The organism is Sorangium sp. So ce119 (assembly GCF_051524405.1).
GTDB classification, from domain to species: domain Bacteria; phylum Myxococcota_A; class Polyangia; order Polyangiales; family Polyangiaceae; genus Sorangium; species Sorangium cellulosum_G.
In genome coordinates this window covers 6,125,120-6,145,931 of record NZ_CP150310.1, presented here as the reverse complement: position 1 = coordinate 6,145,931, position 20,812 = coordinate 6,125,120, and the positions used below count along the sequence as shown (strand labels likewise).

Genomic DNA, 20,812 nt, shown 5'->3' with positions numbered 1-20,812 from the left:
ACCCATGCCTCGACAGCACCTTGCACAGATCGGCATCCCAGGTTCGGTGCCGCCGCCGGCCGACAACACGGACATCGGCGGCGGCGCCCGCGGCTACCCTCGACCGCTGCTCAGGCGAGGAGACTGGAGCTCGCTGAACGGGACGTGGGAGTTCGCCCTCGATCCCCGGGCGGACTGGTGTTCCCCGGCCGACGCGCGCTTCGACAGGACGATCGAGGTGCCGTTCGCCCCGGAGACGCCGCGGAGCGGGGTCGGGGAGACCGGCTTCTACAAGGCCTGCTGGTACAGGAGGCAGGTCGACGTGCCGGAGCTCGAGCAGTCCGAGCGGCTGGTCCTGCACTTCGGGGCCGTGGATTACGTGGCCAGGGTGTGGGTCGACGGCAGCTTCGCCGGGGAGCACGAGGGCGGCTACACGCCCTTCAGCCTCGACATCACCGAGCTCGCGCGGGGGCGCAAGAGCGTCTCGATCGTGGTGCAGGCCCACGACGACCCGAGCGACCTCGCGAAGCCGCGCGGCAAGCAGGACTGGAAGCTCGAGCCGCACTCCATCTGGTACCCGCGCACGACGGGGATCTGGCAGACGGTGTGGCTCGAGCGCGTGCCGAGGATGCACATCGAGTACCTGCGCTGGACCCCGAACCTGGAGCGCTGGGAGATCGCGGTCGAGGTCCGGGTCGCGAACGCGCCCGTGGAGGGCGCGCGCGTCGGGGTGCGGCTGCGCGTCGGCGACGTGACGATCGCGAACGACCAGTACACGGTCGTGGCCGGTGAGGTCCACCGGCGTATCACCCTCTCCGATCCGGGCATCGACGACTTCCGCAACGAGCTCTTGTGGTGCCCCGAGCGCCCGACGCTGATCGACGCCGACATCGTCCTCTACGACCAGTCGGGGACGACGATCGACCGGGTGAAGAGCTACACGGCGCTGCGATCGGTGGCCGTCCGCGGGGACCGCTTCCTCCTGAACGGGCGGGCGTACGTGCTCCGGATGGTGCTCGACCAGGGCTACTGGAACGAGACCGGGATCACGGCCCCGGACGACGAGGCCCTCCGCCGCGACGTCGAGCTCACGAAGCAGATGGGCTTCAACGGCGCCCGGAAGCACCAGAAGATCGAGGACCCGCGGTACCTGTACTGGGCGGACAAGCTCGGGCTGCTCGTCTGGGAGGAGATGCCGAGCGCCTACCGTCACACGCGCAAGTCGATCGATCGGCTCGCGCGGCAGTGGCTCGAGGCGATCCGGCGCGACATCAGCCACCCGTGCATCATCGCGTGGGTGCCGTTCAACGAGTCGTGGGGCGTCCCGAACCTGCCGGACAACCCGAACGAGCGGCACTACGTGCAGGCGCTCTACCACCTCACCAGGTCGATGGACTACACGAGGCCGGTCATCGGCAACGACGGGTGGGAGAGCGTGGCGACCGACATCATCGGGATCCACGACTACGATCCGTCGCCCGAGCGCATCGCCCGCCGCTACTTCGCGCACGACGTCGTCCCGAAGCTGCTGAAGCGGGAGCGGCCCGGGGGCCGCGCGCTCGTGCTCGATCCATCGGTCAACCACGAGACCGCCATCGTGCTGTCGGAGTTCGGCGGGATCGCGGTCGCGCCGACCAGCAGCGGCGACAACGGCGGCACGTGGGGGTACTCGGCGTGCAGGACCTCGGATGAGTTCGCCGATCGCTATACTAAGCTGATGAAGGTGATCAACTCCCTCGAGCTGCTGGCCGGCTTCTGTTACACGCAGTTCGCCGACACGTACCAGGAGGCGAACGGGCTGCTCTACGCCGACCGCACGCCGAAGTTCCCGCTGCACCAGATGGCGGCCGCGACGCAGGGGATGCCGTTCGTCGGTCCCAACGAGACGCCCTCGACGCTGAGCGACGGAGGCATGGCGGACATGCCGGCGCTGGCGGACATGCCCGGGCTGGTGGACATGGGGGCGCCGCGATGACGGCGCAGGGGCGGGGATTCGAGGCGCTCTTCGGTCGCCCGGCGAAGCTGAGGGCCGAGGCGCCGGGGCGCGTGAACCTGATCGGCGAGCACACCGACTACAGCGGCGGGTACGTGCTGCCGACGGCGATCCCGCAGAAGACGCGGATCGAGATCGCGCCGCGGGACGACGGGCTCGTCCGGGTCGCGACGCTCAACGTGGACGGCGCGGACGGCGTGGCCCAGCTCTCGTTCCGCGCCGGGGAGGAGTCGCGCCGCGGCATCTGGCTCGACTACGTGCAGGGGATCACCGCGGTCCTGCGCGGGCGGGGCGCCTCGATCCCCGGCTTCGACGCGCGCATCGCGTCGTCGGTGCCGCTCGGCAGCGGCCTGTCGTCGAGCGCGTCGCTGCTCGTGGCGCTCGCGCGCGCCCTGCGCGCGATGCTCGACCTGTCGATCGACGACGTGGAGATCGCGCGGATCGCGCACGCCGCCGAGCACGACTTCGTGGGCGCGCCCGTCGGGACGATGGACCAGATGGCCGCGAGCCTCGCCGACGAGAGCACGGCGCTCTTCATCGACACGAGGACGCTCGCGTTCGAGCGCGTCCCGCTGCCGGCCGAGGCCGAGCTGCTCGTCGTGAACTCCGGGGTGGCGCACCAGCACGCGAGCGGCGACTACAAGACGCGGCGCGCGGAGTGCGAGCGCGCGGCCGCGGCGCTCGGCGTGCCGCAGCTCAGGGACGTCGACGCCGCCGCGGAGCAGCGGATCGCGTCGCTCCCGGCGCCGCTCGACCGCCGCGCGCGCCACGTCGTGACCGAGAACGCCCGGGTGCTCGCCGCCGTGGCCGCGCTCCGCGCCCGGGACCTCGTCCGCCTGGGCCAGCTCTTCGACGCGTCGCACCGGTCGATGCGCGACGACTTCGAGGTGTCGGTGCCCGAGATCGACGACCTGGTCGAGAGCGCGCGGGCGCAGCCGGACGTCTTCGGCGCGCGGCTGACCGGCGGCGGCTTCGGCGGATCGATCGTCGCCCTCGTGAAGCGCGGGAGCGCGGCGAAGGTGGGGCGCGCCGTCGTGGACGCCTACGCGCGCGCGCCGAACGCGCTGGGCCGACGCGCGACGGTGCTGGTAGGAGGGCCCGTCTCATGAGGGAACGCTCCGGGATCGCGCTCTGGGCTGGCGTCGAGTGCACGGTCAACCGCGTCGGCGACCAGTACTTCAACCAGCTCGAGCGGACCGGCCACCACGATCGCATCGCGGATCTGGACCTGCTCGCGGAGCTCGGGGTGAAGGCCGTCCGGTACCCGGTGCTGTGGGAGCGCACGGCCCCGAACGGCGTCCGGAGCGCCGATTTCTCGTGGGCCGACGAGCGGCTCCACCGGCTGAAGGAGCTCGGCATCGACGTGATCGTCGGGCTGGTGCACCACGGGAGCGGGCCGCCGTGGACCAGCCTGACGGAGGACAGCTTCGTGGCCGGCCTCGAGGAGTTCGCGGGCGCGGTGGCGGAGCGGTACCCCTGGGTGCGCGACTACACGCCGGTCAACGAGCCGCTCACGACCGCGCGCTTCAGCGCGCTCTACGGGCACTGGTACCCGCACCGCCGGGACTCGGCCTCGCTCCTGCGCGCGCTGCTCGTGGAGACGCGCGCCACCGCGGCCGCGATGCGCGCGATCCGGCGGGCGCGCCCGGACGCGCGCCTCGTGCAGACCGAGGACTTCGGCGCGGTCGCCAGCACGCCCAGGCTCGCCTACCAGGCCGCGTTCGAGAACCACCGGCGCTGGCTGAGCCTCGATCTGCTGTACGGGCGCGTCGATGCCGCGCACCCGCTCCACCGGCACCTCCGCGACTGCGGCGTCGCCGACGAGGATCTCGCGCGCCTCGTGGCGGCGCCGTGCCCGCCGGACGTGATCGGCGTGAACTACTACCTGACGAGCGACAGGTTCCTCGATCACCGGCTCGACAGGTACCCCTCGTGGACGCACGGCGGGAACGGCCGCGACGCGTACGCCGACGTGGAGGCGGTGCGGGTCCGGGAGGAAGGGATCTTCGGCCACCACCGCGTGCTGCGCGAGGTGTGGCAGCGCTACGAGACGCCGATCGCGATCACCGAGGTCCACCTCGGGTGCACGCCGGAGGAGCAGATCCGCTGGCTGGTCGAGGCGTGGGAGGGCGCGCACGCGGCGCGCGCGGAGGGCGCCGACGTGCTGGCGGTGACGCTGTGGTCCGCGTTCGGGGCGTACGACTGGGACAGCCTCGTCACGCAGGCGCGCGGCCACTACGAGCCGGGGGTCTTCGACGTGCGCGGGCCCGCGCCGCGGCCCACGGCGCTCGCGGCCGTCGCGAAGGAGCTCGCGAAGACCGGCTGGTCCGAGCACCCGCTCGCCGAGGTCCCGGGGTGGTGGCGCCGCGACGAGCGGCTGCTCTACGGGGCGCCGCGCTCGACGACGCGGACCATCTGCCGGCCGCGGGAGCGGCCGATCCTGATCACCGGCGCGGGCGGGTCGCTCGGCGCGGCGCTGACGCGCGCGTGCGAGGAGCGCGGCATCCATGTCCGGGCCATGACGCGCGGCGAGCTCGACATCGCCGACGCGGCGGCCCTGGAGCGCGCGATCGCGGAGGTCCGCCCGTGGCTGGTGATCAACGCGGCGGGCTACACGCGCGTGCACGAGGCCGAGGACGAGATCGAGGCGTGCCGCCGCGCCAACGTGGTCGGCCCGACCCTGCTGGCGGAGGCGTGCCGGCGTCACGGCTCGAAGCTGCTGATGTTCTCGTCGTCGTTCGTGTTCGACGGGAGCAAGCCCGCCCCGTACGTCGAGGATGATCCGGTCGCGCCGATCAGCGCGTTCGGCGAGGCGCAGGCGCAGGGCGAGCGGGGCGTCCTCGAGGCCCTGCCGAGCGCGCTGGTGGTCCGCACGGGCAGCCTGTTCGGGCCGTTCGAGGCGCGCAGCTTCGCCGCGCTCGCGCTCTCGGTCATCCGGCGCGGTGAGCCGTTCCGCGCGGCGGACGATCTCTTCGTGTCCCCCACCTACCTGCCGCACCTGGCGCACACGTGCCTGGACCTCGCGATCGATCAGGCCGAGGGGGTGTGGCACCTCGCGAACGACGGTGTCCTCAGCTTCGCCTCGTGGGCGATGATGATGTGCGACGCGTTCGGCCTGCCGTCGCGGGCCGTGCACCCCTGTCCCGCGCACACGCTCGGGCTCCGGGCGAACCTGCCCCGCCAGGGAGGGCTCCACAGCAGCCGCCGCGCGACGTTGCCGACGCTGCCCGAGGCCGTCGAGCACTACGTCAAGCACCGGGCGGACGCCGTGCTGGCGGCCGTGTGACGCGGCGCGCACGCGGCGGGTCGAGCCGCCAGGGCATCAGGGAGGCCAGGAGAAGTAAGTTCTGGTTCTCCTGGCGTCCCTGACGCCCTGGCGGTTTTTGTGATCCGCGCGCGACCTTGATAGGCTCATGTCCATGACGAATTATCTTTCATGGACTTCCGGGATCATCGCGGCGCTGCTCTGCACCGCAGCGATGGAATCGAGCGCTGCTGCGTGCAGCCCTCCGCTGCCGGGACTGACGGGCACATTGCCGGAGAGCGGCGGGTCGCTCCCGGGGAACGCCGCGATCTTCTTCGACGGGTTCTCGATCTCGCTGGACGCGGTGTCGGTGACCGTCGACGGCGATCCGGCGAGCCTCGTGGCGGTGACGGATCTGCCGTCTCTCGGGTACAGCCTCGTCGCGCGGATCGATCCGCCGCCCGGCGAGGGGCAGGCGATCGTGATCGAGGGCGACTTCTGCGGTGCGGCGGAGCCGTGCGGGCAGACCCGGATCGAGCTCACCGCCGGCGCCGCGGACGCGGACGCTCCCGCGGGGCCGAGCGCGCTGTCGTTCGATGTTCACGATCACGCCGATTTCAAGTCGAGCGGCGGGGACTGCCAGGTGGACAGCGATCTCTCCTGGTGGGTCACGGTCGAGGGCGAGACGGCCGGGAGCGGCGAGGCCCCCGTGATCACCACGATCGAGGCGTTCCGGGACGACACGTTCACCGATCCCGTGATGTCGCAGAGCAGGTTCATGAACGCCACGCCGGTGACCGTGGCCCTGAGCCGGACAGCCGACGTGCTCGACGGCGCCGCTGCCCCGGAGGCGTTCTGCTTCCGGGCCACGGTGACGGACACGGCCGGGAACGCGACGGGCGAGCCCGTGCACGCCTGCAAGCCTTGTTATTACCGGAAGGACCCGAAGACGGCGCAACCGGGCCTCGGTGCGCCGCCCGAGCCGGCGTGGACCGAGGGGGACATCTATCCCGGGGGGACGTGCGATTCCGGGATGGGGGCGGGCAGCGGCACGGGCACTGGCGCAGGCGGTGGCGACGCGAGCACGGGCGCGGGCGGCAGCGGTGGTGACGGCACGGGCGGGAGCGACGTAGACGGCGAGACGGCGGAGAGCGGGTGTAGCTTCCGCGTTGCCGGCGGATCGGCCGGCGCGGGGACCCCCGGGATCGCGGCGCTGGCCCTGCTCGCGTGCGCGGCGCTCGCCGGGCGAAGGAAGCGCTGAGCCGCGACGGAAGCGTTGAGCCGCGACGCTGAACGTGAAGGACTGCGCGCGCTCCGCCGGCGCCGCGGCGGGAGCGCGCCCATCATCCCTCAGAGCACCCGCGCCAGGACGACGACCGAGTAGCCGACCGCCGGCTGCTTGCCGGGGTTGTTGTACGAGTGGCGCTGATCGCCGCGGAACACCGCGACGTCGCCCGAGCCGAGCGTGAACCGCTCGCCGCTCACCACGAGCAGCATCTCCCCCGACTCGCACGTCAGGTACTCGCGCGTCCCCGGGGTGTGCGGGACGCCCGTCATCCGCCCGCCCGGCGGGATCTCGATGCGATCCATCTCCATGCCCGGGATCGGGTCCGGCAGGAGCTTGCGGACGAGCGCCTGCCCGGGCGAGCGCGTGGGCAGCGCGTCGCGCGCGTAGAGCTGGCATGTCGCGCGGGGGGCAGAGAGCATCTCCTCGATCGAGACCTGGAGCGCGGCGGCGGCGCGGTGCAGGACGCCGAGCGTCGGGTTCGCCGCGCCGGACTCGAGGTGCGCCCAGGTCGCCCGCGGCACGCCGGCGAGCTTGGCGAGCTGCTGCTGCGTCAGCCCACGGGCCTCCCGTAGCTGCTTGATGTTCTTCGCGAGCCTGCCCGCGAGCTCCGCGTCCTGGTCCATGCCCGGACATTAGCATGTATCCAAGGAATTGGAGCTGCCTCCAACAGGTGAGCCGGCGTGGATTAGCCTGTGGTCGAGGAGGATTCCACGATGAACAACGAATCGACCGGAAGCGAGGCGCTCATCCAGCCCGAGGCAAGCTCCCAGCCGTCGCTCCCCCGCGCCGCCGGGGCCGGGCCGTTCGCGCCGCGCGCCGCGCTGGTGACCGGGGCGAGCCGCGGGCTCGGCGCCGCGCTGGCGCGGGAGCTCGCCCGGCGGGGCGCGAAGGTGGTGCTGGTCGCGCGCGAGCGCGCGCCTCTCGAGGCCGTGGCGGACGAGATCACCGCGCACGGCGGGGTCGCGCACGCGCTCGCGGCGGACGTCGGCGACAAGGGGCAGACCTATGCGATCGCGGGCGCGGCGGCGGCCCTGGTCGGGCCCGTCGACCTGCTCATCCACAACGCGAGCACGCTGGGCAAGACGCCGCTGCCGATCCTGCTCGACACCGAGTGCGAGGACCTCGGCCGCGTGCTCGAGGTCAACGTGGTCGGCCCCTTCCGCCTCACCAAGGTGATCGCCGGGGCGATGGCGCTCCGGCGGCGCGGGGTCGTCGTCCACATCAGCTCGGACGCCGCCGTGAACGCCTATCCGCGGTGGGGCGCTTACGGCGTCTCCAAGGCGGCGCTCGACCACCTCTCGCGCACCTGGGCCGCGGAGCTCGAGGGCACGGGCGTCTCGTTCTATGCGGTGGATCCCGGCGAGATGGACACGAGGATGCACGCGGAGGCCATCCCCGACGCCGACCCGCGCACGCTGGCCAACCCCGCGGACGTCGCCCGCCGGATCGTCGGCCTGGTCGTCCGCGCGGGCGAGGTGCCGAGCGGCGCTCGCCTCGAGGCTGCGAGCCTCCCGGAGACGCCATGAGCCCCGGACGCGGAGAGGTCGGCCTCTACCGCGCGCGCGACCGGGCGCCGGGGCTCACTTCGCGCATGTATACATGGCAGCCTTGCCGTTCGAGACGGTGATCGTCCAGTCTCCGTTGATCGCGGAGGGTGGGTTGATGATCACGCCGTCGGTCCAGCTATCGTTGTTGAAGGCGCCGGTGACGTGGGTGAGACCGCACCCCTTGATGCCCGTACCCGAGGTGATGACCTTGGTCTTCGTCTGCCCAGGGAGGGCAGACGCCGAGCCCGTGGTAAACACTGTCCCCTCCGGGAAATCCATGCATACCGTATCGACGAACGCGTTTGGCGTAGAGGTGTGGTGTGCGCTCTCAACCCACCAGCCAAAATCGTCCGGGAACACGCGCGCATGGTCGTCCGGATGGTTCCACGCTCCATCAATGCCGTGCAACGCAGCGAGGAAGCATCGCCGTCGGCCGTTGGAATGCCCCACGGCGAGAAGGTTGGTGCCGTCGGCAGCCGAGTTGTTGTACTCGCGTTTATCCGTGGTAAAAAAGCATGTCGCAGTCGCAAGGACAGGGTTGTTGTACCAGATCTTCTCCCCCGCGCTGCCCTCGTGTGCACCCCCATGCCCCTTGAGATGCAAACGTTGATCGATGGTCGGGCGTACCTCGGCCGTCGCCCGCTCGCCGACCCCATCCCGGCTACCCTGGCTGAGATTCCCCGCGACACCGCTGAGGACGCAGGTGCGGTCGTTCATCGATCCCATGTCGAGGGGGGTTGGGTCCGTCGTGGTCCCCTTGCTGTGGTAAGTCCAGCCGGTCAGTCTCTCCGCGGACTCGCCCAGCTCCTCTTCCGTATCGATCTCCAGGTCGGCGGCGCAGCCGAGAGACAGCCCACCCGCGAGCAGCACCGAATTGACGCAGGTGAGGCAGCGAAACATCCATGCGGTCATGACAGAATTGGTGTTCATTGAATAGCCTTTCGTGAGTTCGATCTCCGGGGCATTGTCTCGTCTCTTGAAGCCATGACCACGCGTCTGGCGGCGCCCCGTCGTCGCGGCCGGAACGCGAACCTCGGTAGCAGCAGCCGTCTGAAATTCTGCGTCGGGTCACCCCATGCCGACGGCGGACGCGGGAAGGTCGACGCCTACCGTACGCGCTCCCGGGCGCTGGAGCTCACTTCGCGCATGTATACATGGCAGCCTTGCCGTTCGAGACGGTGATCGTCCAGTCTCCGTTGATCGCGGAGGGTGGGTTGATGATCACGCCGTCGGTCCAGCTATCGTTGTTGAAGGCGCCGGTGACGTGGGTGAGACCGCACCCCTTGATGCCCGTCCCCGAGGTGATGACCTTGGTCTTCGTCTGCCCAGGGAGGGCGGACGCCGAGCCCGTGGTAAACACTGTCCCCTCCGGGAAGTCCACGCAGACCGTCTCGAAGGTAGCGCGTGGCGTAGAGGTGTGGTGTTCGCTCCCGAACCACCAATTGCCCCCACTGGGGAACACGCGCGCATGGTCGTCCGGATGGCTCCACGCTCCATCGATGCCGTGCAACGAAGCGAGGAAGCATCGCCGTCGGCCATTGGAGTCCCCAATGGCGAGAATCCCGGTTTCGGTGCCAGGCAAGATGTCGTACCACCGGTTCAGCGTGGTAAAAAAGCATGTCGCAGCCGCAAGGACAGGGTTGTTGTGCCAGACCGTCTCCCCCGCGCTGCCCTCGTGTGCACCCCCATGCCCCTTGAGATGCAAATGTTGATCGTTGGTTTCGCGTATCTCGGCCCTCGCCGGCTCGCCGAGCCCATCCCAGCTACCCTGGCTGAGATTCCCCGCGACGCCGCTGAGGACGCAGGTGCGGTCGTTCATCGACCCCATGTCGACGGGGGTCGGGTCCGCCGTGGTCCCCTTGCTGTGGTAAGTCCAGCCGGTCAGTCTCTCCGCGGACTCGCCCAGCTCCTCTTCCGTGTCGAACTCCAGATCGGCGACGCAGCCGAGAGACAGCCCACCCGCGAGCAGCGCCGAATTGACGCAGGTGAGGCAACGAATCAACCATGCGGTCATGACAGGATTGGTGTTCATCGGATACCCTCTTGTGACTTAGATCCCCTGGGCGTGCCCTCGTCTCTTGATGTCATGTCCACTCATCCGGCGGCGCGCCCGTCGCCGCGGCCGAAGGTGGCCCGCGACGACGGCCGGCAGCGCTACAGCGCCGAGTTGTTCAGGATCCAGGTGTGCAGGCCGCTGGTCATCCTGCGGCCATGGTTCTCGCCAGCCCCGACCACACTGCCGCGATGGATCCCCACGACAAAGCGATCGTCTGCGCTGTCGAACATGTAGATGGCTGCGCCCTTCTGCGTGGATGACGTGTCGATCTCGTGCCGGATCTCAGCGCCCTCGTCGGTGAGCGGGCCATGGGAGCCCCAGATCTGCGGCCAGTTCGCCTTGTCGGCGGGATAGCCGTAGATGTAGCCCGACCCGGCCTCGAGGGCAGACTCGCTCGGGACCCACAGGCCGAGCCACCCGGTATCGTTGCCCGGCGCGAGGCCGCAGTTCCCCGGGTACATGGAGCCGAGCTCCATGATCGCGAAGTCATAACTGACGGAGATCTGGCCGTTCTTCCATTCGCTCGGGACGATGGGCGTGTAGCAACCGAAGGTCGGCGTGTCGCCAGCGGGATCCGGGTAGAGAGAGCCACCCTGATACGGGAACGGGTTCGTGTCCTGGCTGTCCACGCCCGGGCTCCAGGATCGCGTCGGCAACCAGCCGCTGCCATTATGAAGGCAGCTCGCCGCGGTGAGGATGGTCGTCGGGCCGATCATCTGTCCGGTGCACCCGAACGTCAGCGACGGGTTCGTGATGAGCACACGGGTGTTGCTCGGGAACACCGTGTTGTCCCGCTTCAGCTCACGCGTATCGGATCCGATGATCCCCTGCGGCTGGGTGAGCCCGGGCTTGGTGTCGACCTCGTTCGTGACGCGGGCACGGCCCTCGCTGCCCTTCGTCTTCAGCTCCTTTCCTCGCGAAGCGATGATCGCATCGGCGAGCTCGTAGGCAGGCCCGTCGAGGGTGTACTCGTGGTCCTTGTACAGCATCACCGGGCGGAGCGCGTGCGCGAGCTCCTCGCGCGTCATCTGATCCTCGGAACGCGTGTCGCGGGCGCCGGAGCCGTTGACGGGCGAGACCGGCTCCGGACCCCCGACGGGGTCCGGGACGGACTTTGCTGGCCCGCTGAGCACGAAGCGTTGCCCTTTACCGTTGATGAACTCCTTCGGGATCTCCTCCGTTCCGAGGATCTTGAACTCTCGATGGCCCTCGATCTCCCTGACTTCTCCCGTGCTGCATCCGACGAGGAGCATCGCAGCCGGTGTGATCACAGCGAGCAGACGTGTGGCACGCATCATTCTCCGCCTTCCTGTCCACGGTGAATGAATCACCGCGGTGCGCGCGCTGATGGCAAACCTCGGACCAGGCGCTCCGAGCGCGCACCATGGCATTTTTGTCGTGCAGGAGAGGCCTGCCGCCCAGGAAGGAAGCTGGCACGCTGGCACGCTGGCACGCTGGCACGCTGGCACGCTGGCACGCTGGCACGCTGGCAATCAGCGCGTGCGGCGAGGCGCAGGCGCCCGCGAGCTCCGCGTCGCGGTCCATGCCCGGAGATTGGCGCGTCTCCAACACATTGGAGACATCTCCAACGTCTGGTCCAGCGCGGATTAGCCTGTGGTCGAGGAGGAACCCACGATGAACAACGAACCGACCGGAAGCAACGCGCTCATCCAGGCCGAAGCAAGCTCCCTGCCGCCGTCGCCCCGCGCCATGAGCCCCGCGGCCTGGCCTCGCGAGAGCCCCCTGGAGGAGCGGCTCCTCCACGTGGACCCGCGCCTCGGGCGCCTGCGCGACGCGCGCATCGCGGACCTGCCCGCGCTCCTCGAGCCGGGCGATCTCCTGGTCGTCAACGACGGCGCCACGCTGCCGGCGTCGCTGCACGGCGCGACCGAGCGCGGCGAGGAAGTGGAAGTGCGGCTCATCGGCGAGCTGTCCGAGGGGCGCTATTCAGCCCTCCTGTTCGGCGCCGGCGACTGGCGCACGCGCACCGAGGATCGCCCGGCGCCGCCCGCGCTCGGCCCGGGCGACGCCGTGACGTTCGGCGACGACCTCTCGGCCGTCGTCGAGCGCGCCTCCGCGGCCTCGGCGCGCCTCATCGAGATCGCCTTTCGCGAGCGGGGGGCCGCGCTCTGGTCGGCGCTCTACCGGCGGGGCCGCCCGATCCAGTATGCGTACCTCGAGGGCCCGATCGAGCTCTGGCACGCGCAGACGCGGTATGCGAGCCGGCCGCTCTGCGCCGAGCTCCCCTCGGCCGGGCGGCCGCTCGTGTGGGGCCTCCTGCTCGAGCTGATCCGCCGCGGCGTCCAGATCGCGTGGGTCACCCACGCGGCCGGGATCTCGTCGACGGGCGACGAGGCGCTCGACGCCCTGCTCCCGCTTCCGGAGCGCTTCGAGATCCCCGAGGAGACGGTGGCCGCTGTGCGCGAGGCCAGGGCGAGCGGGCGCCGGGTCGTCGCGGTGGGGACGACGGTGACGCGCGCCCTCGAGGGCTGCGCTGCCCAGCACGGGGGCGAGCTCCGGGCCGGCCCGGGCGTCACCGATCTCGTCCTTCACCACGGCTTCCGGCCGAGGATCGTCGATGGGCTGCTCACCGGCGTGCACGACCCGACGGAGAGCCATTTCCGGCTCCTCGAGGCGTTCGCGCCCGCCTCGCTGCTCCACCGCGCTCACGCCCACGCCGAGCAGGCAGGTTACCTCTGCCACGAGTTCGGCGACTCGTACCTCATCCTGAGCTGAGCCATCGCGGTCGGCGCCGACGGCCGAGGCGCGCGCGATCAGCAGACCTTGCCCTACTGGACGCGCCGGGCGCTCGTGCAGAACGAGAGCTCCAGCCCGTCGTCGAGCGGCACGGCGACGGAGAGATAGCCGTTGCCCTCCTTCCGGACGTACTCGAGATAAGGCGTCACGGACTCCGGGTACACCGTCGTGTCGTCCGCGATGACGAGCGCTCCAGGGTTCAAGTGCGGCTCGAGGAGCTGGAGCACGGAGAGATAGATCTCCTTCCATCCGTCGAGCAGGACCATGTCGATCCCCCCCTCGAACCCCTGGGTCAGCGTCTGAAGCGCGTCGCCCTCGCGGAGATCGACCCGATCGGCGAGGCCCGTGGAGCGCAGGTTCTCGCGGGCCCTGGCGGCCTTGATCGGGTTGAGCTCGGTGGCGATCAGCCGCCCCGCGCCGTTGTCGCGGAGCGCGGAGGCGAGGTGAATGGCCGAGATGCCGAACGAGGTGCCGAACTCGACGACGAGCCGCGGCCGGCGTGTCCTCGTCAGGATGTACAGGAGGCGACCGACCTCCGGCGCGACCGGCATGTACGCTTTGTCGAGCTCCTTCGCCCAGTACTGGGCGCTCTTCGGCCCACCGGTCCTCTCGATCTCGGCGATGATGTGGTCGAAGACGGCCGGATCGGTGCTGTCCGCCTCGCGGTAGATGCGGGCGAGGACGCTGGAAACTTCGGGGGTGCTCAATGAATCCATGGAGTTCTCCTGTCGTGCGTGCTTCGGGTGTTGTCGACGAGAAGCGAGGGCCGGCCCGCGTCCGAGGACGCTCTGGCCACGATGGCTCTCGCTTCATGAGGCCATCGTCTCGCGGTACGTCGCCGTCGCACGTCGTCTGAGCAACGCCCGTGCCCGGGTCGCGAAGCGCCAGCGCCCGCTCGGCGTCGAGCGGAGCGAGCTCGGGCAGCGCTGCGGTCGAGCCCTGCGGGACTTCCGCCGTCATGGCGCCGGCGTCGATGACCTGCTGAGCGGAAATGCGCGATGCGGCAGCCGAGAACCCGGCCGGATCGCGCCGGCACGACACCTGGGCTCCGCCGGCCGATGTGGCGTCCAGCCGGGCCACCTCGTCAGCGGGCTCGCCGCCCGGGCCTTGCTCACCCGCGTTGCGCACTCGCGCAAGCGTCGGTCGGAGAGGCGCTGTTGGACTCGCCCGACGCCCGGGTCACGCGAGCGAGAGGCGCGCGCCGGCGCCGGGGCGAAAGCGCGGATGGAGACGGACGATGGCCAGATGGACCGTGCGTTGCACTCGGCCGCGGCGAGCGCTTGACCACGTAGGTCGATCGCGATCGAAAGGAGGTTCTGCATGCAGATCAACGTCTCGTTCGAGCCGAGCGACGCCTTCTGCCAGGCCGTCGACCTGGTTCGCCAGAAGTACCGTCGCTCCTTCGGCGCCGAGGTGCAGCCCAACCCGGATTGCTTCATCGTCTGCGCCACGGATCACGGCCTCGACGCCGGCGCGTCGAAGGTGGTCGCCTGCGCCGGGATCACCTTCAGCTCGGACGCCCGTCTTTTTTCGGAGCAGTACATCGACGAACCGATCGAGCAGGTCCTCTCCACGGTGGAGCGGCGGCCGGTGAGCCGCGACGCGATCGTGGAGGTCGGCTCGCTCGCGTCCGTCGAGCACCGCGCCGGGACAGAGCTCATCCGCGTCGTGCCGATCCTCGCCTGGTGTCTTGGCAAGAGGTACATCCTCTGCACGATCACAGCGAACCTGAAGCTCATCTTCGACGCCGTGGGCCTCAACTTCCAGCCCATCCGGGTCGCGGACGTCGACCGGCTCGGCGCCGGCGCGCAGGAGAGGTGGGGCAGCTATTACGAGCAGAGGCCGCAGATCGGCTTCATCAGGCTCGAGGCGATCGCGGAGATGTTCTCGCGCAACACGGGCCGCTACAGGTTCGCGGCCCTCGACCTCCGGCTGCAAGAGCACAGGAGGGCGGAGCGCTACAATGAGGCTCATTGACGACATCGTCGCCGTGGGCGAAGCGCGGCCGGATGCCGTCATGGTCGAGGTGCTGGACGCCGCGCCCGGCGCGCGGCGCAGCCACCGATGGCGCGAGATGCTCGACGCGGTCTCCGCGCTGCGAGCCCTGCTGATCGACCAGCAGGGCGCGGCCGGCGGCGGCCTGCGGGTCGGGCTGGTCATGGCCAATTCGCCCGAGTGGGTCGCGGCCGATCTGGCGCTCTTGCTCAGCGGGTCCGTCGAGGTGCCGATCCCGCTCGCGTTCTCGGCGGCGCAGGCCAGGAACCTGCTGGAGCACGTCGATCTTTGCCTGGTCGACGGGCCTGGTCAGGCCAGGCTGCGCGCGTGGGCCGAGGCCGGCGTCCCGACCCCGCGGTGCGTCCCCGTGGACGTCGACGCGCTGAGCCGGCGCGGCGGGCCGAGGGATCTCACGCCCCGTCAGCGTCAGGACTTCGTCTGCAAGATCATCCATACGTCGGGCACCACCAGCGCGCCGAAGGGCGTGAAGATCCGGGCTTTCGGCGTGAACGATCTCGTCGAGGCGCTGCGCCGCGAGGTGCGGCCGGGCACGTACGCGCGGTATCTGTCGATGGTGCCCCTGAGCCTGCTCATCGAGCAGGTCACGGGCATCTACATGACGCTGAGCGACGGCGGCACGCTGGTGCTCCTCTCGCCGCCGTCGCTGCTCCTCGGGACCCCGGGGACGACCGCGAAGGCGATCTTGCCCTACCTCCGGATCGCGCGCCCCTCGGCCATGACGCTCCCGCCGGCCATGGTGGAGGCGATCGACCGCTCCTGTCAGGCGACCGACCGGCGCGGCGAGGCCCTGTTCCAACAGCTCTTCGGCCGCGACGACCCCGCGTTCATCGGCTGCGGCGGCGCCCCGATCGCGCCGGACGTGCTCTCCCGTCTCGCCGGGCGCGGAGTCCCCGTCTACGAGGGCTACGGGCTCAGCGAGAACTCCTCCGTCGCGACGTGGAACATCCCCGGGCACGCCAGGATCGGCACGGTGGGGAGGCCGCTCGACCACGTGGAGGTCAAGCTCGGGGCAGACGGCGAGCTCTTGATCAAAAGCTCCTCCCTGTTCGCCGGCTACACCTCGGCCGACCCGTCGAGCTGCGTCGTCGACCCGGAGGGCTGGCTGCACACCGGGGATATCGCCGAGATCGACGGCGACGGCTTCGTCCGCATCACCGGCCGGAAGAAGAACCTGATCATCACGGCCAGCGGGAGGAACGTCTCACCCGCTTGGGTCGAGTCGCGGTACAAGTCGCTCGATTTCGTGGAAGAGGCGGTCATCTTCGGCGACCGCCTCGAGAAGATACACGGCCTCTTCATCGTGGAGGATCGCGTCGATCCCGACGCGGCCCGGGCCGCGATCGACGACTTCGGCCGCCGCCACCTCTCCGAGGTGGAGCGGGCCGCCGAGATCGTCGTCCTGAAGAGCACCCCTGAGCTTTACCGACATTATTTCACCATCACCGGCCGCCCCATCCGCGCCGAGCTCTGGAAGCGCATGACGCTGGAGCTCGGCCCCGAGGAGATCTCATGTCCTGCGTGACGACGAAGACCAGCTATGCGCACGGCGACGGCGCGCTCATCACCGCGGAGCCGGGCGCGCCGCTCGACGTCCTCGACAGGTCCATCGCCATGGAGATGCTGGCGGACGCCGGCTTCCTCCTGCTGCGCGGCTTCGACGCCAGCCTGCGCGAGTTCTCGCGGCTCGTGCGGCGCATGAGCGAGCGGATCACGCTCGACCCGGCCCGGTCGCTCCACGGCGGGGTGGCGCAGAAGGTCGACGCCGGCCTCGATGCCGTCGGGCTCCACTGCGAGAACGGCAACAGCCCGTTCATGCCGCACCTCTGCTGGTTCTTCTGCGAGAAGGCGGCCCCGGTCGGCTCGGAGACGACGGTGTGCGACGGCTACAGGGTGTGGGACGCGCTCACGCCGGCGGCGCAGCGGGCGTTCCTCGACAGGGACATCGTGTACAGCCGCCACGTCGAGGCCGCGAAGTGGAAGAGCTTCGTCTACCACTCGCTGCAAGGAAAGAAGGCGATCGAGGACATCACCCTCGACGACCTGCTCTCGCTCGCCGAGGGCCGGCGCGGCACGGTGATCCGGCCCTGCGGCGACGGGGCGATCTACTACGAGTTCCAGGTGCCGGCCGCCCGGGAGACGCTGTTCTCCGACCGCATCGCCTTCGCCAACAGCATCCTGGGCCCGTCCTACAACTACGAGAAGCCGAGGATCACGTTCGCCGATCGCGAGGCGATCCCGCCGTCGCTCCTCGGCGAGGTGGTCCGGGTGACGGAGGCGGTGACCGTGGACATCGCCTGGCAGGACGGCGACGTGCTGCTGGTCGACAACACCCGGGTGATGCACGGTCGCCGCGCGATCCTCGATCCGCGCCGCACCATCTACAACGCCCTGAGCTTCATCGGGCGTGAACCTGAAGGGGAGGGGTGACCGACATGCGCTCCGAGCTGCACGACATCAACCGTCACGCGCACCTGCGGACGATGCACCCGAGCGGCCTCACCTGGCCCGAGCAGATCCGCCCGGAGGAGCTCGACTTCATCTCGGGCGTGGCGTTCGGCGCGCCGGGGCACGGCGCGGGGGCGATCGCCTACCTGGCCAAGGAGCTCGCGCAGCTCGCCGAGATCGAGCGCCACGTCTCGGCGGTGATGACCTACGTCATGGCGGAGGTCCAGTCGGACGCGACGCCCCTCGGCGAGGGGTTCGAGCTTCACCACGCGCTGTCCTGCTTCGCCGCGGAGGAGCTCCAGCACGCCAACATGTTCTACCGCTACGTCCGGCTGCTGTCGGGGCGCGACTTCAAGTGTCCCGACAACCGCTTCAGCGAGCGGGTGGCCCTGTACCACGGCGACGACTCGCCGTACGTGAAGCTCTCGGCGCTCTGCTGCTCCGCGTACATCGGCGAGTCGATCATCACCGTGTTCGAGCGCCGCCTCGGGGCGCTCGACCCGGAGCGGGCGTTCTTCTTCACCCAGGTCCTGCACGCCCACGGCCTCGACGAGGCGCGCCACGTCCAGTTCGATCACTTCCTGTTCGACCACGTGATCCCGGCCCTGAGCCGGCAGGAGCGGCGCCGGATGCGCGAGATCCTCGGGCGCACCGAGGCGCTCAACGGCGAGCTGGCGAGGCGCTTCGAGGGCCACGCCAGGGCGACGTTCGGCCTCGACTACACGGCGCGGAACGTCGCGCACGAGACGCAGCTCAAGCTCGCGCGATCGTTCCGCGGCCTCATGCTCGACGGCGAGATCGCCCGCAAGGTGGATGAGGGCATGAGCGACGCGGATCGCCGCCTGGTGAGGGAGTTCTGCGGCGCGGAGACGATCCACGGTTGAAGCGGGGGCCGCGTCTCCGGCAGACGACCGTTCACCGGGCGAGCGCGAAGGCGAACGGCGCGAGCCCGCGCTTTCGCAAGACGGACGGTATGAGCAAGGCGACCGCCTCGGGGCCGCGCGCCGTCGTGATGTCTCCGAGATCCTCGATCCAGTCCGCCGGCCACCCCAGATCGCCGAGCAGCCTCCTGACGACCGCCTTCGCGTTCTCGTCGTTGCCGGAGAGGAACGCGGTCGGGGCGACGCGCAGGCTCGTCGGATCGGCCATGACGGTGAACAGCATGGTGTTCAGCGTCTTGACCACGGCCGTCTCCGGCAGCGCCTCCTGAAGGCGCTCGGCGACGCTGCCGTTCGGGTAGAGCAGGCCGCTGGGCAGGCCGTCCTGGCCGCGCACCGTCGCGTTGGAGACGTCGATCAGGATCTTCCCCTTCAGCTCATCGCGGAGGGCGCCGAGCCGCTCGACGCTCGTGTCTCCGGCGGTGGCGTTGATGACGATCGCGGCCCGGCGCGCGGCCTCCGCGTGGCCCCTGAGCTCGACCTGCGCCCCCGACCCTCTCGCGGCGGCGCGCGCGGGGTCCCTGGTGCCGATCGTGATGGCGTGGCCGGCGCCCGCGAGCTTGCTGGCCAGGACGGTGGCGACCCGGCCGGAGCCGAGGATTCCGATGTTGTCCAGGATGCGATCCATGGTTCGATTCCCTCTCTTCAGCGAACGGTGGACAGGACGTCGATGGCGCCCGCGTGGAGCTGCGGCGCCGCAGCCAGGAAGTCCTCGCTGGACAGGGTCCAGCGGTCCCCTCGTGTGTCCGTGACCGCGCCCCCGGCCTCGGCGACGAGCAGCGCGCCCGCGACGAGCCCGGAGCGGATCTGGCTGTATTGCCAGAAGACGTCCATGCGGCCGGCCGCGACCTGGATGAGCTGGAGGGTGGCCGGGACCGACACGCGCAGGACGAGCGCGCTTCCGAGCATCGCGGTGACGGACTGGCCGATCCGCCGGTGCGTCTCCCTGTCCTCGTCGGGCCTCGCCTGGCTGGTCCCGACGAACGCAGCGTCGAGCCTCGTCTTCGCCGACGCCCGAAGTCTCCTGTTCCCGAGGTAGGCGCCGGCGCCCTTCCGGGCGGTGTACGTGTCGCCGCTCAGGGGCAGGTGCACCGCGGTCAGGACCGGCTCGTCGTCGCGGACGAGGGTCGCGGTGACGCACCAGTCCGTCATCCCGTGAACGTGGTTGATGTTCCCCTCGACGGTGTCGGTGACCCACCATTCCCCTGGCGGCAGGGGCCCGCACCCGAGCTCGTCCTCGACCCACCCGGCACCCGGGCGAGCGCGCGAGAGCGGCTCACGGATCGCTTCGAGGGAGACCGCATCACTCGCGGCGAGCGCGGCGAAGACCTCCTCTCGGCTCTCGAGGCGCGGCTCTGTCGAGAAGCGACCGACGAGCCGCTCGCCCGCCGCGGTGAGCGCCGCGACGACGAGGGGCAGCAGGGACTCGTCCTCGGCGCGGGCAGCGCTCTTGTCCCGCCGCGCTGCGCGGTCGGTCATCGGCTCGATGCGTGTCGACATGATTCCTCCTGAGGCGAGCGGCTCACGCGTCCTCGCGGGCCATCGCTCGGCGTGAGTAAACCCTCGACATGGCATGTCGTCCAATGCATAGTTGGTATGCGAAGGATTACCGCCATGCATGTGGATCTTAACCTGTTGACGGCCCTGGACGCGCTGATCGAGGAGCGGAGCGTGAGCGCTGCCGCGGCCCGCTTGCACCTCTCCCAGCCCGCGATGAGCCGGACGCTGGGCCGCATCCGCGACGCCACGGGGGATCCGATCCTCGTGCGCACCGGCCGGACGATGACGCTCACGCCGCGCGCGCTGGCCTTGCGGCAGGAGGTGCAGGCCCTCGTCCAGCGGGCGCAAGCGGTGTTCACGCCCGAGCGGGAGCTCGACCTGGCGAAGCTCGAGCGGACGTTCACCGTCCGCTGCCATGACGCGCTCATGACGGCGCTCGGCGCGCGGCTCTTGCGCGCGGCGCAGGAGCAGGCGCCCCTCGTGAAGCTCCGGCTCCTGGCCGAGTCGGCTGGAGACGACGATGACCTGCGTCACGGACGCGTGGATCTCGAGATCGGCTCCGCGGAGCCCGCCTTCCCGGAGATCTGCGGGGAGCTGGTCGGCCAGGATCGCCTCGTCGTCGCCCTCCGCCGGGACCACCCGCTCGCGCGGGGCCGGCTCACCGCCAGGCGCTACGCCGAGGCGCACCACGTCCTCGTGTCGCGCCGCGGTCGGCTGCGCGATCCCATCGACGACGCGCTCGATGCGCTCGGGCTGCGGCGGCGCGTCGTCGCGGCGGCGCCCACGACCGCGGCTGCCATGCATTTCGTTCGCGAGAGCGATCTCGTCGTCGCCCTGCCGGCGCGGGTCTGCGGTCCGGCCCTGCGGGCGCTCGGCCTCGGCGCCCTGCCGCTGCCGGTCGACGTGCCGGAGCTCCGGATCGTCCAGCTCTGGCACCGGCGCTACGAGAACCACAAGGCGCACGCGTGGCTGCGCGGGCGCACGCGCGAGATCGTTCAGGACATCGATCCTCGGTAAAGCACGTCTCGTCGCTCGATCCCTCGCCGGAC

The 20,812-nt window shown here is 70.4% G+C and carries 18 protein-coding genes; 11 read left to right on the top strand and 7 right to left on the bottom strand.

Features of this window, described 5'->3' with window-relative positions; all coding sequences use genetic code 11:
- Nucleotides 1-4 precede the first annotated feature (4 nt).
- The 4 genes from WME76_RS23230 to WME76_RS23215 all read left to right on the top strand — a co-directional run bounded on the left by WME76_RS23230 (nt 5) and on the right by WME76_RS23215 (nt 6,477).
- Nucleotides 5-1,954 carry a glycoside hydrolase family 2 protein gene (locus WME76_RS23230; RefSeq protein ID WP_437954478.1) on the top strand — a complete coding sequence of 650 codons (1,950 nt, stop codon included), beginning with the start codon at nt 5-7 and terminating at the stop codon, nt 1,952-1,954.
- A complete protein-coding gene (gene galK, locus WME76_RS23225; protein ID WP_437954477.1) occupies nt 1,951-3,081 on the top strand; it encodes a galactokinase in 1,131 nt (376 codons plus the stop codon). The genes WME76_RS23230 and galK overlap by 4 nt, the downstream gene beginning before the upstream one ends.
- Nucleotides 3,078-5,258, top strand: coding sequence for a family 1 glycosylhydrolase (locus tag WME76_RS23220; RefSeq protein WP_437954476.1), 2,181 nt, complete (start codon nt 3,078-3,080; stop codon nt 5,256-5,258). The genes galK and WME76_RS23220 overlap by 4 nt, the downstream gene beginning before the upstream one ends.
- Nucleotides 5,259-5,391: 133 nt before the next feature.
- Nucleotides 5,392-6,477, top strand: a complete 1,086-nt coding sequence (locus WME76_RS23215) for a hypothetical protein (protein ID WP_437954475.1) — start codon at nt 5,392-5,394, stop codon at nt 6,475-6,477.
- Nucleotides 6,478-6,566: 89 nt separating this feature from the next.
- On the opposite strand, the gene WME76_RS23210 is transcribed toward WME76_RS23215, so the two are convergent.
- Nucleotides 6,567-7,127: a helix-turn-helix domain-containing protein gene (locus WME76_RS23210; RefSeq protein ID WP_437954474.1), complete on the bottom strand. Its 561-nt coding sequence runs from the start codon at nt 7,125-7,127 to the stop codon at nt 6,567-6,569.
- Nucleotides 7,128-7,217: 90 nt separating this feature from the next.
- On the opposite strand from WME76_RS23210, the gene WME76_RS23205 reads away from it, so the two are divergent.
- Nucleotides 7,218-8,030, top strand: a complete 813-nt coding sequence (locus WME76_RS23205) for an SDR family NAD(P)-dependent oxidoreductase (RefSeq protein ID WP_437954473.1) — start codon at nt 7,218-7,220, stop codon at nt 8,028-8,030.
- A gap of 54 nt (nt 8,031-8,084) precedes the next feature.
- On the opposite strand, the gene WME76_RS23200 is transcribed toward WME76_RS23205, so the two are convergent.
- The 3 genes from WME76_RS23200 to WME76_RS23190 all read right to left on the bottom strand — a co-directional run bounded on the left by WME76_RS23200 (nt 8,085) and on the right by WME76_RS23190 (nt 11,360).
- On the bottom strand, nt 8,085-8,981 hold the full coding sequence (locus WME76_RS23200) for a hypothetical protein (RefSeq protein WP_437954472.1): 897 nt from the start codon (nt 8,979-8,981) through the stop codon (nt 8,085-8,087).
- A gap of 205 nt (nt 8,982-9,186) precedes the next feature.
- Nucleotides 9,187-10,083, bottom strand: a complete 897-nt coding sequence (locus WME76_RS23195) for a hypothetical protein (RefSeq protein ID WP_437954471.1) — start codon at nt 10,081-10,083, stop codon at nt 9,187-9,189.
- Nucleotides 10,084-10,205: 122 nt separating this feature from the next.
- On the bottom strand, nt 10,206-11,360 hold the full coding sequence (locus tag WME76_RS23190) for a trypsin-like serine peptidase (protein WP_437954470.1): 1,155 nt from the start codon (nt 11,358-11,360) through the stop codon (nt 10,206-10,208).
- A 457-nt stretch (nt 11,361-11,817) separates the two neighbouring features.
- On the opposite strand from WME76_RS23190, the gene WME76_RS23185 reads away from it, so the two are divergent.
- Nucleotides 11,818-12,843 (top strand): S-adenosylmethionine:tRNA ribosyltransferase-isomerase, encoded by a 1,026-nt coding sequence (locus WME76_RS23185; protein WP_437962148.1) that lies wholly within the window; start codon nt 11,818-11,820, stop codon nt 12,841-12,843.
- Nucleotides 12,844-12,896: 53 nt separating this feature from the next.
- Here the strand turns inward: WME76_RS23185 and WME76_RS23180 are convergent, their stop codons facing one another.
- A complete protein-coding gene (locus WME76_RS23180; RefSeq protein ID WP_437954469.1) occupies nt 12,897-13,580 on the bottom strand; it encodes an O-methyltransferase in 684 nt (227 codons plus the stop codon).
- Between the two features lie 604 nt (nt 13,581-14,184).
- On the opposite strand from WME76_RS23180, the gene WME76_RS23175 reads away from it, so the two are divergent.
- From WME76_RS23175 to WME76_RS23160, 4 genes are read left to right on the top strand one after another with little or no spacing between them, the layout of a single operon-like run.
- Nucleotides 14,185-14,841, top strand: coding sequence for a thermostable hemolysin (locus WME76_RS23175; protein WP_437954468.1), 657 nt, complete (start codon nt 14,185-14,187; stop codon nt 14,839-14,841).
- Entirely contained in the window at nt 14,828-16,402 is a 1,575-nt protein-coding gene (locus WME76_RS23170; RefSeq protein WP_437954467.1) for an AMP-binding protein, read from the top strand. The genes WME76_RS23175 and WME76_RS23170 overlap by 14 nt, the downstream gene beginning before the upstream one ends.
- Nucleotides 16,390-17,307: a TauD/TfdA family dioxygenase gene (locus WME76_RS23165; protein ID WP_437954466.1), complete on the top strand. Its 918-nt coding sequence runs from the start codon at nt 16,390-16,392 to the stop codon at nt 17,305-17,307. The genes WME76_RS23170 and WME76_RS23165 overlap by 13 nt, the downstream gene beginning before the upstream one ends.
- 5 nt (nt 17,308-17,312) lie before the next feature.
- Nucleotides 17,313-18,209: a diiron oxygenase gene (locus WME76_RS23160; protein ID WP_437954465.1), complete on the top strand. Its 897-nt coding sequence runs from the start codon at nt 17,313-17,315 to the stop codon at nt 18,207-18,209.
- A gap of 31 nt (nt 18,210-18,240) precedes the next feature.
- Here the strand turns inward: WME76_RS23160 and WME76_RS23155 are convergent, their stop codons facing one another.
- Nucleotides 18,241-18,879: an NADPH-dependent F420 reductase gene (locus tag WME76_RS23155; protein WP_437962147.1), complete on the bottom strand. Its 639-nt coding sequence runs from the start codon at nt 18,877-18,879 to the stop codon at nt 18,241-18,243.
- 29 nt (nt 18,880-18,908) lie between these two features.
- Entirely contained in the window at nt 18,909-19,763 is an 855-nt protein-coding gene (locus WME76_RS23150; RefSeq protein ID WP_437954464.1) for an inositol monophosphatase family protein, read from the bottom strand.
- A 114-nt stretch (nt 19,764-19,877) separates the two neighbouring features.
- On the opposite strand from WME76_RS23150, the gene WME76_RS23145 reads away from it, so the two are divergent.
- Nucleotides 19,878-20,780, top strand: coding sequence for a LysR family transcriptional regulator (locus WME76_RS23145; protein WP_437954463.1), 903 nt, complete (start codon nt 19,878-19,880; stop codon nt 20,778-20,780).
- Nucleotides 20,781-20,812 lie beyond the last annotated feature (32 nt).